The organism is Streptomyces sp. NPDC052101, assembly GCF_040680235.1.
GTDB lineage: Bacteria > Actinomycetota > Actinomycetes > Streptomycetales > Streptomycetaceae > Streptomyces.
Map to the genome: position 1 here is coordinate 149135 of NZ_JBFAWH010000010.1, position 15042 is coordinate 164176.

Sequence of the window (15042 nt, forward strand, 5' to 3'; positions counted from 1 at the left end):
GGGGGCGGACGGGCCGCTGGGACGCGCCTACGGCCGGGCCCGACCGGCGAGTGCTCAGGCTGTGTCGGGCCACGGCGTGTCGGTGTCGATCGGGGCGGTGTAGTCGACGGCGGGCACGGCAAAGCCGTACAGGCGCTGCACCTCGCCTCGGAACCAGTCGAGATCGGCGAGGTCGCCGATGGTGTCGGTGGTCGCCCTGTCCCAGCGTTCGGCGACGGCTTGCTGCACCTCATCGGCGATTTCCCAGCGGTCGAGGCGCACACGGCCCTCGTCGTCGAGCATCAGCGCGGTGGTGCCGGTGAGTTGGTCCCATAGATCGGCCGACTGATCCGTCGCAGGGACGAGGCTGTCGCCGAGCACGCCGCGCAGCAGTCCGGTGTAGAGGGCGATGCCGGGGACGGCGGTGGAGGACTGGGTGACGGCGGCGCCGTTGACCGAGGTCACGGCACGTCCGCCGACGAGGTGGGCCAGGCGTTCGTCGAGAGCGCGAGCAGTGGCTTCCACGTGGGCTTTGGCTGCGCCGATGGTGCCCTGGCGGTAGATCGCAGCGGTCAGAGGTGAACCGATGTAGCTGAGGGCGGCGGTGGTGAATCCGTCGGCGAGCAGGTCGCGTGCCGCGAGGTGATCGATCCAGCGCTCCCAGTCGGTGCCGCCCATCACTGCCACGGTCTGTTCGATGTCGTCTCCTGCGGCGGGTTCCGTCTCGACCTCACGGACATCGGGGCTGCCGTCCGCGTCGAAGACGAGCGTCTTGGTGCGATTGGCCATGCCGATGGGCTTGAGGGCCGAGGCGTAGGTGACTCCGGTGTCGGGATCGGTGCGGCGGGGAGCGGCGACCGAGTAGATGAGGTAGTCCAGGCGCCCCTGGAAGCGCTTCTGGAGCAGGTCGGCGACCTGGTTCTTCATCGCGTCGGAGAACGCGTCCCCGTTGAGGAAGACCATGTCCCGGCCTGCCGCGCGGGCAAGCTCCGCGATGGCCGCGGTGCGGTACCAGCCGGCGGTGGCCGTGCGCCGCGCACTGGGTGCCTTTTCGAAGCAGACTCCGATACCGCGGATGCCCGCGCGCTTGAGCCCGGCGAGCGTGGCGGCCAGGCCGTACCCGGCCGACGAGCCGATGACCACGGCAACCGGTCCGTCGCCTTCGGGTTCCGCCCTGGGAGCCGGGATGTCCCGCCACATGGCGTTCACCAGCTCGCGGCAGCCGGCCGGATGGGAGTCGAGAAAGAGGAAACCACGGTTTCGGGGCGAGATCACGCGCTGGTCCACGAGAAAGATCCTTTGGCTGGCCCGAGCAGGACACGACGACCACCGGGGTCCGTCGTGTCCTGCAAGTCTTCAAGGCCGCAGGCGCGGACAGCGGTCTCGTCCGGCACAACAATGCCGTCGCGATCTTGGTACTTCCCACCACGTGCCGCCTGCGGCCGATGCACTGTGGGGCCGGGGCCTATTCGACGCCACGCACTGTGAGTCCGCGGTTGGAACATGGTGTTGTCGTCGGTCGAGGTCGCCGGGACCGGCCGCATACCGCACGGGCCTGGAAGCGGCCGGCTCCACCGGCGTCGAGATCACCCGGCACCACCACCGAGCGGCTGAATCCAGAGGATGGGCGGCGTGGCTGGGTGGTCGGGAGCTGCCGGCTCGGAGCAGGGTGGTCGGTACCGTCGTCCACGAGGAGGAACTGTGAAGCGTCGTGTCGTCGCCGTCTTGGCCGTTGTCGTCGCCGGGCTGATGCAGTTCGTGGTACCGGCCGCAGCTCAGGACGGCCATGGCCATATGGGGAGCGACGACTGGAACGTCCCACTCACCAACGTCGGCCTGCTGTAGGAGGGACGTTCACGTCCCGGCCTGGGCGGCCCGGTTCGACTTGAACCCGGCCGGCGTGTTCACGGAGCCCTTTGTACGGCGGTCAACTCCCCGCAGCCGGTCGTCGCCGCGTCCGTCTCCGCCAAGGCCATCGCGGAACTGGAACCTCTCACCGAGTTGCTGAACCGACGACTGCCAGGTCAAAACCCGATTCCGTCCTCATGTGCCGCCTCCTCACCGCATGTCGGTCTCGCCCGGACCAGCTATTCGTATTGCCGAATAGGTCAGCGCAGTCCATGCTATGCGGGTAGGCGAATAGCTCCAGAGGTGAGGAGGATCCCGGTGCCCCAAAGCTCTGTTCCTGTCGCACAGGAGACCGCTGCGGCCGTCTCATGCACGCACCTGGAGACCACCGCCCGGTTCTTCCGCGCCCTCGGCGACCCCACGCGGCTGAAGCTGCTGGAGTTCATCCTGGCCGGGGAGCGCACCTCCGCCGAGTGCGTCGCGCACGCCGGCATCTCCCAGCCGCGGATCTCGGTCCATCTGTCCTGCCTGGTCGACTGCGGCTACGTCACTGCCCGACGCGACGGCCGCAAACTGCGCTACTCCGTCGGCGACCCACGCGTGGCCGACCTCGTCGTCCTGGCCCGCTCCCTGGCAGCGGACAACGCCGCCGCCCTCGACTGCTGCCCACGCATCCCCGACAGCCAGGGCTGAGCAGCATGCCCATCACCCACTCCCCGCACCAGCGGCGCTCCGGCAGTCGCGCAACCGTCGCCTGGATCGGCGCCGCCCTGCTGGTGGTCCTCTGCTGCGCGGGGCCCACGCTTGTCGCCGCCGGTGCGCTTGCCGGTCTCGGCGCCTGGCTGTCCAGTCCGTGGCTGATCGCTGCCGCCGCGGTGCTGTTGGCCACCGCTGTCATCACCGCGATCCACCGCCACCGCGGCAACACGTCATGCCGCCCACCTGCTGGAGGCCGTGCGGACGAGGAGCGACCGCACGGCCCCGGGCAGAGGCATCGACCCAATTGACCCGAAGCCTGCCTGAACGGAACCGCGAGACGGCCACCGCCCCGCTCGGCGACAGCCGGTCGCTCCCCCCGGTGCACCAGGGGCGGGGCAAACAGGACGGGAGGTCAGGACACGTCGCGGCGCATGGACGTGGTGACGGCGAGCACCGCGAAGACGAGCGTGTAGACGGCGAGGACGGCGCCGCCGCCCCAGCGTGGCAGCAGGCTCCCGGTCGTCATAGCCTTGGCCCCGGCGCCGAGCGCCTGGCCGGCGTTGAACGGCAGCCAGCGGGCGAGGCCGCCGATCAGCTGCCCGACGATGCCCTCGACCAGGGCGACCCACGCCAGGGCGACGGCGACCGCGCCGACGAGGCTGCGGACCAAGGCGCCGACTCCCACTCCGATGGCCGCGAAGGCCGCGTTCCAGGCGATGCCGCCACCGATCGTGGTCCACATCTGCGAGTCGGTCCACGCGAAGGACACACCCTTGTCCGCCCACCAAGCGGCTGCGACACCGAGGCCGACGAGGCTGCTCACCACCCCGGACACCACGCCGAACACGGCGTGGACCACAAGCTTCGTGCCGATGACGCGGCCGCGTGCGGGGGTGCTCAGATAGGTGTCGGTGATGGTCTTGTGCCGGTACTCCCCCGCGACCGCGAGGATCCCGAAGACCAGCGTGAGGATCGAGGTCAGGCCCACGTGTGCGAGCGCGCCGCTCTGTGCGGCCGTGTCGAGCGGCTTCGTGCCGGAGACCACCAGACCGCTGACGCCGGCGGTCACCAGCACGGGTGATGCGGCCAGGAGCAGCCACGGACTGCGGACGGTGCGCAGTTTCAGTACCTCGGTGCGGATCAGGGTGTGCATGGCGTTCGTTCCTCGCGGTCAGTGTCGGGCGGACGCCGTGCCGGCGCCGGTCGCTGGGTCGGTGTCGGGGGCGGACGTGAGCCGGAGGAAGGCGGCTTCGAGCGTCTCGCCCTGCGCCCCGGTCAGCTCGCTCAGCGGGCCCGCGTGGCGCAGCGTGCCGCCGGCGACGATGACCACGCGGTCCACGGTCTGGGCAACTTCGCTCAGCACGTGGCTGGACATGAGCACCGTTCGCCCTTCGCCGGCCAGATCGCGCAACAGGTCCCGCAGGTCGGCCATGCCGGCCGGGTCCAGGCCGTTGGCGGGTTCGTCGAGGATGAGCACCTTCGGGTCGCCGAGCAGGGCGGATGCCAGGCCCAGCCGCTGACGCATGCCGAGCGAGTAGCCGCCCACCCGCCGGTGCGCCGCGTCGGCCAGGCCGACCCGCTCCAGCACCTCCTCGACGCGTGAGCGCGAGATGCCGCCGGTCCCAGCGAGGATGCGCAGGTGGTCGAGGCCGCGCCGGCCGGGGTGGAAGCCGGTCGCCTCCAGTACGGCGCCCACGACCCGCCTCGGATCCCTCAGGTCGGCGTAGCGGCGGCCGTCGATCAGGGCCCGGCCCGCGGTGGGCGTGACCAAACCCAGCAGCATGCGCAGTGTGGTGGTCTTGCCGGCCCCGTTCGGGCCGAGGAACCCGGTGACCACCCCGGGCTCCACGTCGAAGGTCAGCCGGTCGACGGCGGTCACCGCGCCGTACCGCTTGGTCAATCCGTCGATCGTGATGCCGCCGTTCATCGCGTCCTCCGGCGAAGGACGGGCACATGGGTCGGGTGCATCGGGGGTTCTCCGTTTCCTGACAGCGATGAGTCGGCCGGACATCGATGCGTCGGCCGCCGGAGCCCGGCATCCGGGCGCCGCAACCACCCTCCCGACCCGGCCGCCGCGTGTCGTCGCCCCGGCACGGCAACCCCGACTACCGCGCCCGCGGTGCCCGCACGGCCGTGTACCGCACCCGCGGTAGTGCCCGCTGCCACGCACAGCCGACGGCAGCCCGGCCGCGCATGCCTATCGTGAAGGCATGAACGCCATCGGCCACCTGCGTCGCGCCGCTCGCCGCCATGCGCATCTGGAGGACGCGGCGATCGCCCTGGCCGTCTTCGCCGCCACCGTGCTGACTGCCTTCGCCGGGCATTCCGGCGCCCCCGGCGGCAACCGCACCGTGGCGCTCGTCGCCGCCGCGCTCGCCTGCGGTGTGCTGGCCGGACGACGCCGTCGCCCGCTGGTGACCCTGGCGGTCAGCGCGGCGACCGCGGAGGTGTTCCTCGCCGAGAGCGGCGGCACCAGCGGAGCACTGATCCTGCTCGCCCCGCTGATCGCCCTCTACACAGTCGCCGACCTGGTCGAACGTCGGCGTGGCCTGGTTCTCGGCGCCTCGGCGGTGGGCGCGCTCGCTCTCATCCACGCGGTGCACAGGCCGGCGCTGCTGGGACCGCAGAACCTGGCGTTCATCGCGCTCGGCGGCCTGGCGATCGCGGCCGGCGACTCCTCCCGCAATCGCCGCGCCTACCTCGCCGAGGTCGAGCAGCGAGCCGTACGCGCGGAACGCGAGCGCGAGCAGGACGCACGGCGCCGGATCGCCGAGGAACGGCTGCGCATCGCACGCGACCTGCACGACGCCGTCGGACACCAACTCGCCGTCATCAGCGTGCAGTCCAACGTCGCCGGGCAGGCGCTCCACAACGACACGGCGGCGGCGAGCGAGGCGCTCGCCCACGTGAGGTCCGCCGGCCGCAAGGCTCTGGGGGAACTGCGCGACACGGTCAGTCTGCTACGCCAGCCCGGAGACCCCGTCGCCCCCACCGCGATCCCGGCGCCCGGTCTGGACGGACTCGACGAACTCCTTGCCGCACTGCACACCTCCGGCCTGCACATCGACTTCCGTGTCGACGGCACGGCGGTACCCCTGGCACCCGCGGCCGATCTCACCGCGTACCGCGTGATCCAGGAGTCACTGACCAACGTCTACAAGCACTCCAGCCGACGGCAGGCACGCCTGACGCTGAGCTACGACCGCCATGAGCTGCGCATCACCGTCGACGACCCGGGAGGCAAGCCCACAGCTGGCGGGCATACCCATGCCTCAGGCGCCCTCCCACCTGGTCGGCACGGCATCGTCGGCATGCGCGAGCGGGTCCTCGCCCTCGGCGGGCGCTTCACCGCCGGACCACGCACGGACGGAGCCTTCCGGGTGACCGCGGACCTGCCCTACCAGCCCCTCGACCTCGCCCAGGAGTCCGCCCCGTGACCATCCGCGTAGTCATCGCCGACGACCAGCCCCTGGTGCGCACCGGTTTCAAGGCCCTGATCGAACCGGCGCCGGACCTGGAGGTGGTCGGCGAGGCCGGCGACGGACGCGAGGCGGTACGACTGGCCAAAGTCGCGCAGGCGGACCTGGTCCTGATGGACATCCGCATGCCCGTCCTGGACGGCCTCGCGGCGACCCGCCTGATCACCGAAGACGAGGACCTCGCCGGAGTGAAGGTCCTGATCCTCACCACCTTCGAGATCGACGAGTACGTCTTCGAGGCGCTGCGCGCCGGAGCCAGCGGCTTCCTGGGCAAGAGCGCCGACGCGGACGAACTGCTCCAGGCGGTGCGCACGGTCAGTCGCGGCGACGCACTGCTGTCCCCCGCCGCGACCAGAACCCTCATCAGCCGCTTCCTCGACACCCCCGCCCCGCCGCAGCCGATGGACGAGGCCGCCCGCCGCGGCCTGGAGGCACTGACCGAGCGCGAACGGCAGATCACCACGCTCGTGGCGACCGGCCTGTCCAACGACGAGATCGCCACCCAGCTCGTGCTCAGCCCCGCCACCGTCAAGACCCACGTGAACCGCGCCATGGTGAAGGTCGGCGCACGCGACCGCGCCCAGCTCGTCGTCTTCGCCCACCGCAGCGGCCTGGCCGAATCGCTGTGAGCAGACTTCCGGGCGGGCGCCTGGCGGGCTTCCGCCGCAAGCATGCTGAGCCGGAACCGACCTGCCCGGAACGGCGCCGCTGAGCCCGGGCCGAAACGCCGCCGTCCGGGGGACGCCGCGCGCGGGTGCGTTCGGCGCGCCCCTACCGACAGGTGCGCTTACGGTTCTCACATGTGACCGACCGTCATCGGGGTGACGGAGAGGAGCCGGAAGCGGTGGTGGGCGATGCGCGTCGGCGGACGGCGGGGCCGGGCGGCCGGGGCCGCCGGGGGCGGATGCCGGGCAGACGGCCCGCCTACCCCGTACGACGCATGGCCGCCCCCCACCCCGAGCTGGTGCCGGCGGCCGTGTGGGTGGTGCCCTGGCTGCGTGTCGGGGCGGCCTACGCCTGGCGGCTCATCCTCATCGGCATCGTCGTCTACGGCGTGTTCAGCGTCCTCGGCAGCTTCCAGCTCATCGCCGTGGCGCTCTTCCTCGCGCTGGTCGTCACCTCCGTACTGCGCCCGCTGACGGACCTGCTCGCCCGGGTCCTGCCGCGGCCGCTGTGCGTCGCCGTGACGCTGGTGGGCAGCCTGCTGCTCCTGCTGGCCCTGCTCGCCCTGGTGGGCAACGCGGTGGCCGGCGAGTCGGCCCGGCTGGCGGGCGAGTTCCGCGGCGGGGTGCACCAGATCGAGCAGTGGCTGCGGCGGCCGCCGCTCCGGCTGAGCCCGAGCCGGCTGTCCGAGCTGGAGAACCAGGTGACGCACTACTTCTCCACGCACCGGTCCAGCCTGCTCAGCCGCGCCGTGAGCGGGCTGAGCCGGGTCGTAGAGGTGGTCACCGGGATCGCGCTCGCGCTGTTCTCCTCGGTGTTCTTCATCCATTCCGGCGAGCGCCTGTGGGGCTGGATGCGCGACGATCTGCTGCCGAGCGGCGCCCGTCCGGCGTGGGACCGGGCGGGGCGGGCGGCGTGGCGGGCCTTCGCCGGGTACACGCGCGGCATCATCATCGTGGCCGCCACCAATGCCGTGCTCGTCGGTATCGCCCTGCTCGTGCTGCGGGTGCCGCTCGCGCTGCCGCTGACGCTGCTGGAGTTCTTCGCCGCGTTCGTCCCGCTGGTGGGCTCGCCGGTCGCGCTCGGCGTCGCCACGGTCATCGCACTGGCCGGACGCGGGCCGCTCACGGCCGCGGCCGTGCTGGCGTTGATCGTCGTGATCGGCCAGTTGGAAGGCCATGTGCTGCATCCGCTGGTGATGAGCTGGGCGGTACGACTCCACCCGCTCGTCGTCGCCGTGTCGGTGATCGCCGGCAGCATCATCGCCGGGGTGATCGGTGCCGTGGTGGCCGTGCCGCTGGTCTCGGTCGTCTGGGCGGTGCTGAGGGCCTTGCGCGCGGTGCCTCCGTGACGGGCTGACCGGTTGACGGGCTAGCGGGTTGACGCACAGGTCCCACTCACAGCCGCACCGCAAGAAGCGGCACCGCCGCAGCCGTCGTACCGCTCACCGCAGAGCCGCCGCCACCAGCCCCCGGACCTCTTCTTCCTGAACGCCCCCGCCGTTCACGAGCCGGTCGAAGACCAGGCCGTCCACACAGGTCAGCAGCGTGACCGTACGCTCCTCGGCGTCGGCGACGCCCTGCCCGGCGAGGAAGTCGCACACCGCCCGCCGCCCCACGTTCTCGCGCGGCACCAGGATCTCGCGCAGCTCGGGATGACGCACGCTCTCCACGGCACACGCATAGCGCGCCAGCGACCGCGTCCGACCGTCCCCGGTGAGCCGCTCATCGGCCAACTCAATGATTCCCACGACCAGTTCACCCACCGTCCGCGGCACGGGCACCCTGCCCCCCATCTCCTGCAGCTCGGCCTGGTCGAGCTGCACCAGCCGCCGGACCAGAGCGGTGAGCAGGGCCTGGCGGGTGCGGAAGTAGGCGGACGTGGTGCCGGGAGGCAGCTGCGCCGCCCGGTCCACCGCGCGATGGGTCAGCCCCCGCATCCCGGCGTCGGCGAGCACGACGATGGCCGCGTCGGCGAGGAGAGTACGTCGATCTGTGGACACCCCTTCTTTTTACCCCCTTCTACATCTGTAGAGAACTCGTTGTAGAGTCTTCTACAGATGTAGAAGACTCGAAGGGGGGCCGGAATGGGCGGTACGGCGGTGGTCGTCGGGGGTGGCATCGGCGGTCTGGCGGCGGCGATCGGGCTGCACCGGATCGGCTGGGACGTACGGGTGGTGGAGCGGGCCGGCACCCTGGCCGACGCGGGCGCGGGCATCTCGCTGCACGCCAACGGGCTGCGCGCCCTGGATGCACTCGGCGTCGGAGCGGCGGTGCGCGCGGCGGCACGTCCGCAGTACACCGGCGGCACCCGCACCCCGGAGGGCGGCTGGCTGGGCCGGATGGACGGCGCCGCCCTCGAACGCGCCCTGGGTACACCGATCGTCGGCATCCGGCGGGCGGTCCTGCACCGGTTGCTGCGCGAGGCCCTGCCGGCCAAGTGCCTGCTCATCGGCGTCACGGTGCCGGGACTGGACCGTACGACCCCCGACCGGGTGGGGGTACCGGTCGGGGACGACGTGCTGGACGCGGACCTGGTCGTCGCGGCCGACGGCGTGGGCAGTCGACTGCGCGGTCTGCTCTTCCCTGACCATCCCGGCCCGGTGTACGCGGGCTCGACGGTGCTGCGGGCCATCACCGAATCGCCGTTGCGGCTGCGTGGTGACTTCGAGCTGACCTGGGGCGGGGGTGCGGAGTTCGGGCACATCGGCTTCGCCGACGGCCGGGCCGAGTGGCACGCGGTGCTCACCGCGCCGGCCGGCGTCCGCCACGCCGACCCGCTCGGCATGCTGCGCCGGCGCTTCGGCGGCTGGCACGACCCGATCCCCGAGCTGCTGGACGCCACCCGGCCGGAAGCCGTGCTCCACCACGACATCAATGAACTGGCCACCCCCTTGCGGTCGTTCGTCGCGGGGCGGGTGGCGCTCCTCGGCGACGCGGCGCACGCCATGACGCCGAATCTCGGCCAGGGCGCCTGCCAGGCCCTGGAGGACGCGGCAACGCTGGCGGCCGCGCTCGCGCACGCTCCCTCGGTCACCTCGGCACTGGCCCGCTACGACGCCGAGCGCCGCCCGCGGTCACAGGCCGTCGCCCGCGCCGCGCGCCAGGCGGGCCGGTTGGGCCAGCAGCTCTCCGGTCCGCTGGCGGTCGCCCTGCGCAACACCGCGCTGCGCCTCACCCCGTCCGGAGTGGCGATGCGGGCGATCCTGCGGCACGCCGACTGGACGCCGCCCAGCCTGAACTGACGTACAGGCGGCACCGGGCCAGGCCTAGCTGCCGAGCTGCCGAGCTGCCGAGCTGCCGAGCTGCCGAGCTGCCGAGCTGCCGAGCCAGGCGTATGCATGCCGGTGCCGCATCGGCAGGTTTCCGGAACGCCGAACAAGGCCGGGCCCACGGTGAGGATGCCGTCGGTGAGCGGCCGGCAGCGCACTCCCCCGCCGTCGCGCAGCGCCCGCTGGGCGCCGGGACCGGCCTACGGCTGCGTACGGCGTGCGCCCCCACTCCGCAGGCGCCCCCCGTTGCTCCAGCCGGCGCCCCGCGTCGCCCCACCCGGCGCCGCGCTCCCCCTGAGCAGGAACCGTCCGCTCGCGCCGGCCGCCAGCAGTCCGGCCACCATGGCGATCAAGCCCAGGCCGGGCCCGGAGTTCCAGTGGACATGGGAGGCGCGCACGGCCAGGACGACCGTGATGGCGAGGGCCGTGCCGGGCAGGGACAACAGAGCGGCGCGCGTGCGGTCGAGGTCGTCCTCGGCGAGGGCGCCGAGGACACCCACACCGAGGGCCACGGCCCAGACGCCGAGTGCCTGTGCGTCCACGCGGTCGGTGTGCCAGGGGACGAAGTCGGCCCAGAAACCGGGCCGTACGAACAGGCCCGTGCCGATGCCCAGCCAGGAGGAACCGAGGACGGCGAGCGGCGGCTTGGCCCAGCCCGGCAGGGGTGCGGTACGCGCGGCGGGCGGCCCGGACCGGGTGACGGCCTGCGCCGTCAGGCAGATCGCCGCCGCCACACACAGCAGGCCGAGCGTGAACAGCCAGCCGAGGCTGAACAGTACGGAGACGATCGGGCCGCCGCGGGCGATGTACAGCCGGCCCGCGTTGAGCAGACTGACCGTGAGGAGACCGGCCAGGACGACGGCGACCGGCAGGACGAGGGTGCGCGCCTCCTGCCAGGTCCCGGCGCGGCCGAGGGTGAACAGCGCCGGCGCGGTGCCCAGCATGGCGGCGCCGAGCAGTCCGGGGGTGAGCGGATCCGGTGACGGCCAGGCCCCGAGGACATGCCCGGTCAGGGCCACGACCGTGAGGACGGTGCCGACGAGCAGATTGATCACCGCGACGGCGATGGCCAGCAGCGCCACTCCAGGCGCGAGGGGGCGGCCGGGCGACGGCTCGGGAGGCGGCTGTCGCATCGCGGAGGTCGTGGCCGATGCGGTGGAGTCGGTCGGTCGGGTCATGGCTGCGGGTCCCTTTCCGAGGAGGCGGCGAGAGGTGCGGGCAGCGCGACTGGACGGGCGCCTTGTTCGGGGGCGGCGCCCGGGAGGTTCCGCGCGGGCATGGTGCTCGGAAGCCCCGTGCGCCGGTACGGGTTGGCGCGGCATCCCGGACGAGGCTCGGCGGCTACGGGAGGGGCGGGAGGGCGTTACGGCACCGCGGCGGTCGCGCGGGGTGTGGGCAGCGCAGCCGGCAGGGAGCGTCGGCGTACCTCGCGGGCGTACATCAGCCGCAGGCTCGCGCCGAGGGTGGCGCCGAAGGCGGTGATCCCGCACCCGATGGCGACGCCGGCGGTGAGCGCGGTGAACCGGCCGAGCCCCAGGGTGTGTTGGAGGACGGTGACCGCGCCGGCCGAGAGCGCGGGTGCCAGGCAGAGGCCCACGAGGTGGATGCGCCACTCCTCGCGCGCCCAGCTGCGGCCCGCCCGGGCGGCGCGCCGCGCGCCGATCGCCATCACCGCGTACGCCATGACGTAGGGCAGTAGATAGGCGGCCAGCAGACGGTTCCCGGCCGCGCCGTAAGCGGTGAGAGCGCGCGCGATCCAGACCAGGGCGGCCGCTCCGGCCAGATGGGCGGCGGCGGTCACGGGCAGCGGGGCCCAGGACCGGCCCAGACCCTCGACGGTGTCCCGGGGGTCCCGGGCGCGGGACGCGAGCAGGGCGCCGAACACGACCAGGGAGCCCAGGTGCATGATCGCCACCCGGTTGATCTCCGTCATCGGCAGACCGGGCAGCACAGCCGGCAGAGCGCCCCACTCCAGCCGCAGCAGCGGCGCGGTCAGCAGGTATCCGTAGCACAGCAGCATCCAGCGCTGGTGGAGGTCGGGGTAGCCGCCGATGGCGGCGAGGATGCCGAAGGTGACGCTGAGGACGGTGCCGACGAGGATCGTGGCGAGGACGATCCAGAAGGCCGCTCCGCTGAAGGCGTCCCGTGGCGCGGTGCGGGCGAGATAGAGGCCGGCGCCCGCCATCGAGGCGTACACCGTGACGGCGAACAGGACGCCCAGTGTGCGGTGCAGACGTGCGCGGCGGCGCGTGGCCGTCAGCAGCTGCGCGGGGCCGAGCAGCATGAGCAGTCCGCCGAGTACGGAGTGCACGATCATCGGGATCAGGCTGTGCCGGTACGGGGCGATCCGGGTCGCCAGCGCGTCGGCGACGTACCGCGGCGAGACGGTGTGGGCCAGCAGCCACGTTCCGGGCGACGGGGCGCCGGGCCGGGCGTAGGACCACAGTTCGGTCATCGCGAAGGGCGCGTACGAGAGGCACACCACCGTGACGCTCGCTGCGGCGACACGGCGCCAGGTGCTGCTCGTCCATGGACGCACGGCGCCCTCCCCTGTCCCTCACCGGCTCTGTCGTATCCCCATAGTCTCTTCTGGACTATCGTGGGGTTACCGACGGTAGAGCGGGTCGGCGGTGAGGTCAACGGTCCGGGGCGCGTTCGTCCCGGCGCTGTACCCAGTCCCAGAACTCGGTCATCATGCGCTCGTAGCGGATGCCGAACTCCAGCGCCTCCCGCTGACCGGGGGTGAGCAGCTCGCCGACGCTGTCGGCCAGCTCCTCGTACGCGCCCAAGGTGCTCCGGTGCTCGGCGAGTTGGACGGGGGCGATCTCGTCCGGGTTGGCGCCGAACCAGAGTTTCAGGATGCCGCGTTCCCGCGCCTCGACCGGGACGAACTCGGGGTCGGCGAGCCAGTCGCGCAGGGCTCGCCGACCCCGGTCGGTCAGCGTCAGCACCCGGCGGCCCCGCCCGCTCTCCTGGCGCACCTGGGCCAGCAGGCCCGCGGCGAGCAGCCGGTCGCACTGCGCGTACACCTGCGCGTGCGGCACCGACCAGAACGGGGCCACGGTGCGGCCCGCCTCCACCTTCACGTCGTACGCGCTGGCCTCGCCGAGCTTGTCGATGATGCCGAGGACCAGGAAGGAAGAGGTGGTCAGCCGAGCGTCAGCCATGGGGCCGACCGTACCGTGATCTAGGCGTAGAAGGGGCCGGGGGTGCTCCAGGTGGTGTGGCCGAAGACGTTGTCGTCGGCGATGGTGAGGCTGATGTCGGTGACCTTCAGCCCGTACTGGGTGGGCGTCATGCCGTCGGGGCAGTCGACCTTGACCGCGGGGAAGTTCATGAAGAAGTACGGGCCCACGTCCCGGGTCGGGTCCGAACGCAGGGTGGACAGCACCCAGTTGGCCTCGGTGAGGTAGTAGGTCCGCATCAGCTCCTGGTGTGCGGTGCGGACGACAAAACTGGTGCTGTGGTCGAACGTGCCGTCGGGGCGCAGACAGCCGAAGGTGCGGGCGGTGTCGGCGTAGGCGTTGAACCAGTAGTCGGTGCTGCCGAGACCGGCGGTGTAGCCCGGCTGGCTGCGGACGTTGTGCAGGGTGAAGTCGAGCTTGAACCCGCCGCAGCCGGGCGTCGGGTCGTAGTCGTGGTAGATCAGCAGGCACTTGCGGTCGCCGAAGGCGGCGTCGGGATCCGGGCGGTACGGCTGCGGGACGACGGCGCCGTGGAACGTCACCGTGGCCGAGATCCCGCCGTCCGTGGCGGCCGGGATCTCCGCGGCCGCCGTCGCGTGGGCCGCGCCCGAGCCGGCCAGCACCACACCGGCCCCGACGAGCAGCGCGACGGCGAGCCGCGCCAGCGATCTGCGCAGTAACTCCATGGATGAACCCCCCTTGTCGATGCGGCCGGTCCGCCGTCTCGCGAACCGCGCGGGCACACGCTAACCGCGCATCCGCCGCCTGTCCGGCGAACCGCGCGAAGCGGCGCGAACTCGGCCGTCCCGCCCGGAACCAGGCCGTGCGGCCTTCGCCCATCGCAAGGCGGGCGTGTTCGCCGTCTCCTTCCTGTTCCTTGGTTACACGTGTAACATCCAGCTGCGCCGACGGCTCCGCGCCCTCGGACGATCGCCTCGGCCGACGACGGAAGGCCCCGCCATGACCTCACCAGCAGACGCCCAGCACGCGACGGGCTGGCCGCCGCCCCCGTTCCGCGCCCCCACCCCCGCCGTGACCGGCACCGACGGCGTGCACCGCTACCACGGGTTGACCTACGCCACGTCGCCCGGCTACCGGCCGCGCCTGCTGGACGTCCACGTACCACCCGCGGACGGACCCGTGCCGGCCGTCGTATGGATCCACGGCGGCGGCTGGCTGGAGGGCGACCGGCGCTATCCGCCGCCGACCGTCCCGGTGGAACTGCTGCACGGAGCCGTCCTCGGCGCCGGTCTGGCCCTGGTCTGCGTGGACTACCGGCACAGCCTCGAGGCACCGTTCCCCGCCCAGCTGCATGATGTGAAGGCCGCCATCCGATACGTCCGGCACCACGCCCGGGATCTCGGTATCGAACCCGGACGGATCGGCGCCTGGGGCGAGTCGGCCGGCGGCCACCTCGCCGCACTGGCCGGGCTGGTCCGCGCCGACACGCACGGAGCCGCGCTCGAAGGGGCGGAGGGCGTACGGCAGGAGGACAGCGGGGTGCGGGCCGTCGTCGACTGGTACGGCGTCTCCGACATCGAGCCGATCCTCGATCAGCCCCTGCCGTCCCCGCCGTCCCTGCCGGACGGGTCGCCGTATCCGAAGCCCTTCGACGCCCTGCTCGGCGGGGTGCGGACGGAGCGCCGGGAGCGGGCGCGCGTCGCCAGCCCCGTGACCTATGCGGCGGACGGCGGCGCGCCCCCGTTCCTGCTGATCCACGGCCGCGAGGACCAGGTCGTCCCCTACAGCCAGAGCGAGGCACTGGCCCGGGTGCTGAAGGACGCGGGCGGCGACGTCACGCTACAGCCCGTCGAGGGAGCCGACCACATCTTCCTCGGCTCCGCCGAGGTGCCCGACATCGTGGCGCACAGCGTGGAATTCCTCCAGGGGCACCTGACGGCCTGACCGGAGGGTCCGG

Annotated in this window: 16 protein-coding genes and 1 pseudogene; 8 read left to right on the forward strand and 9 right to left on the reverse strand. The window is 72.5% G+C overall.

All coding sequences use genetic code 11. From position 1 onward, the window contains the following. Window positions 1-54 precede the first annotated feature (54 nt). Window positions 55-1266, reverse strand: a complete 1212-nt coding sequence (fabV, locus tag AB0L75_RS19640; RefSeq protein WP_365182372.1) for an enoyl-[acyl-carrier-protein] reductase FabV — start codon at window positions 1264-1266, stop codon at window positions 55-57. Window positions 1267-1680: 414 nt separating this feature from the next. Between fabV and AB0L75_RS19645 the strand changes: the two genes are divergently transcribed. From AB0L75_RS19645 to AB0L75_RS19655, 3 genes are all read left to right on the forward strand, one after another. Beyond that, window positions 1681-1824, forward strand: a complete 144-nt coding sequence (locus tag AB0L75_RS19645) for a hypothetical protein (RefSeq protein WP_365182373.1) — start codon at window positions 1681-1683, stop codon at window positions 1822-1824. Window positions 1825-2145: 321 nt separating this feature from the next. Then, complete coding sequence (locus AB0L75_RS19650; RefSeq protein ID WP_365182375.1) at window positions 2146-2520, forward strand: metalloregulator ArsR/SmtB family transcription factor; 375 nt, start codon at window positions 2146-2148, stop codon at window positions 2518-2520. 5 nt (window positions 2521-2525) lie between these two features. Beyond that, entirely contained in the window at window positions 2526-2834 is a 309-nt protein-coding gene (locus AB0L75_RS19655) for a hypothetical protein (RefSeq protein ID WP_365182377.1), read from the forward strand. 104 nt (window positions 2835-2938) lie between these two features. Here AB0L75_RS19655 and AB0L75_RS19660 read toward each other — a convergent pair whose 3' ends face one another. Further along, window positions 2939-3679: an ABC transporter permease subunit gene (locus tag AB0L75_RS19660; protein WP_365182379.1), complete on the reverse strand. Its 741-nt coding sequence runs from the start codon at window positions 3677-3679 to the stop codon at window positions 2939-2941. 18 nt (window positions 3680-3697) lie between these two features. Continuing rightward, on the reverse strand, window positions 3698-4453 hold the full coding sequence (locus AB0L75_RS19665; protein ID WP_365182381.1) for an ATP-binding cassette domain-containing protein: 756 nt from the start codon (window positions 4451-4453) through the stop codon (window positions 3698-3700). Between the two features lie 283 nt (window positions 4454-4736). Between AB0L75_RS19665 and AB0L75_RS19670 the strand changes: the two genes are divergently transcribed. From AB0L75_RS19670 to AB0L75_RS19680, 3 genes are all read left to right on the forward strand, one after another. Further along, a complete protein-coding gene (locus AB0L75_RS19670; protein ID WP_365182383.1) occupies window positions 4737-5963 on the forward strand; it encodes a sensor histidine kinase in 1227 nt (408 codons plus the stop codon). Next, on the forward strand, window positions 5960-6634 hold the full coding sequence (locus AB0L75_RS19675; protein WP_365182384.1) for a response regulator transcription factor: 675 nt from the start codon (window positions 5960-5962) through the stop codon (window positions 6632-6634). The genes AB0L75_RS19670 and AB0L75_RS19675 overlap by 4 nt, the downstream gene beginning before the upstream one ends. A 311-nt stretch (window positions 6635-6945) precedes the next feature. Further along, window positions 6946-8019: an AI-2E family transporter gene (locus tag AB0L75_RS19680; RefSeq protein ID WP_365182580.1), complete on the forward strand. Its 1074-nt coding sequence runs from the start codon at window positions 6946-6948 to the stop codon at window positions 8017-8019. Between the two features lie 93 nt (window positions 8020-8112). On the opposite strand, the gene AB0L75_RS19685 is transcribed toward AB0L75_RS19680, so the two are convergent. Continuing rightward, window positions 8113-8670, reverse strand: a complete 558-nt coding sequence (locus tag AB0L75_RS19685; protein WP_365182385.1) for a TetR family transcriptional regulator C-terminal domain-containing protein — start codon at window positions 8668-8670, stop codon at window positions 8113-8115. Window positions 8671-8754: 84 nt separating this feature from the next. Here AB0L75_RS19685 and AB0L75_RS19690 point away from each other — a divergent pair, with 84 nt between their 5' ends. Further along, window positions 8755-9912: an FAD-dependent monooxygenase gene (locus tag AB0L75_RS19690; protein WP_365182387.1), complete on the forward strand. Its 1158-nt coding sequence runs from the start codon at window positions 8755-8757 to the stop codon at window positions 9910-9912. Between the two features lie 119 nt (window positions 9913-10031). Here AB0L75_RS19690 and AB0L75_RS19695 read toward each other — a convergent pair. From AB0L75_RS19695 to AB0L75_RS19715, 5 genes and pseudogenes are all read right to left on the reverse strand, one after another. Next, a pseudogene (locus AB0L75_RS19695) lies at window positions 10032-10136 on the reverse strand (molybdenum cofactor biosysynthesis protein); the annotation flags it as partial. Between the two features lie 3 nt (window positions 10137-10139). Beyond that, window positions 10140-11117 (reverse strand): hypothetical protein, encoded by a 978-nt coding sequence (locus AB0L75_RS19700; RefSeq protein WP_365182389.1) that lies wholly within the window; start codon window positions 11115-11117, stop codon window positions 10140-10142. 185 nt (window positions 11118-11302) lie between these two features. Next, the gene (locus tag AB0L75_RS19705) at window positions 11303-12478 is read right to left on the reverse strand and encodes a DUF2306 domain-containing protein (protein ID WP_365182390.1); all 1176 of its coding nucleotides are present in this window, start codon (window positions 12476-12478) and stop codon (window positions 11303-11305) included. A gap of 97 nt (window positions 12479-12575) precedes the next feature. Next, window positions 12576-13106 (reverse strand): PadR family transcriptional regulator, encoded by a 531-nt coding sequence (locus AB0L75_RS19710; RefSeq protein ID WP_365182392.1) that lies wholly within the window; start codon window positions 13104-13106, stop codon window positions 12576-12578. 20 nt (window positions 13107-13126) lie between these two features. Then, window positions 13127-13810 carry a hypothetical protein gene (locus AB0L75_RS19715; RefSeq protein WP_365182394.1) on the reverse strand — a complete coding sequence of 228 codons (684 nt, stop codon included), beginning with the start codon at window positions 13808-13810 and terminating at the stop codon, window positions 13127-13129. A gap of 274 nt (window positions 13811-14084) precedes the next feature. On the opposite strand from AB0L75_RS19715, the gene AB0L75_RS19720 reads away from it, so the two are divergent. Continuing rightward, a complete protein-coding gene (locus AB0L75_RS19720) occupies window positions 14085-15029 on the forward strand; it encodes an alpha/beta hydrolase (protein ID WP_365182396.1) in 945 nt (314 codons plus the stop codon). The last annotated feature ends 13 nt before the right edge of the window (window positions 15030-15042 follow it).

What these genes read in the sequence shown, in the direction of transcription:
- AB0L75_RS19690 (WP_365182387.1), top strand. Translation starts at nt 8,755, where the DNA reads ATGGGCGGTACGGCGGTGGTCGTCGGGGGTGGCATCGGCGGTCTGGCG.
- AB0L75_RS19670 (WP_365182383.1), top strand. Translation starts at nt 4,737, where the DNA reads ATGAACGCCATCGGCCACCTGCGTCGCGCCGCTCGCCGCCATGCGCAT.
- AB0L75_RS19655 (WP_365182377.1), top strand. Translation starts at nt 2,526, where the DNA reads ATGCCCATCACCCACTCCCCGCACCAGCGGCGCTCCGGCAGTCGCGCA.
- AB0L75_RS19715 (WP_365182394.1), bottom strand. Translation starts at nt 13,810, where the DNA reads ATGGAGTTACTGCGCAGATCGCTGGCGCGGCTCGCCGTCGCGCTGCTC.
- AB0L75_RS19680 (WP_365182580.1), top strand. Translation starts at nt 6,946, where the DNA reads ATGGCCGCCCCCCACCCCGAGCTGGTGCCGGCGGCCGTGTGGGTGGTG.
- AB0L75_RS19710 (WP_365182392.1), bottom strand. Translation starts at nt 13,106, where the DNA reads ATGGCTGACGCTCGGCTGACCACCTCTTCCTTCCTGGTCCTCGGCATC.
- AB0L75_RS19660 (WP_365182379.1), bottom strand. Translation starts at nt 3,679, where the DNA reads ATGCACACCCTGATCCGCACCGAGGTACTGAAACTGCGCACCGTCCGC.
- AB0L75_RS19700 (WP_365182389.1), bottom strand. Translation starts at nt 11,117, where the DNA reads ATGACCCGACCGACCGACTCCACCGCATCGGCCACGACCTCCGCGATG.
- AB0L75_RS19665 (WP_365182381.1), bottom strand. Translation starts at nt 4,453, where the DNA reads ATGAACGGCGGCATCACGATCGACGGATTGACCAAGCGGTACGGCGCG.
- AB0L75_RS19720 (WP_365182396.1), top strand. Translation starts at nt 14,085, where the DNA reads ATGACCTCACCAGCAGACGCCCAGCACGCGACGGGCTGGCCGCCGCCC.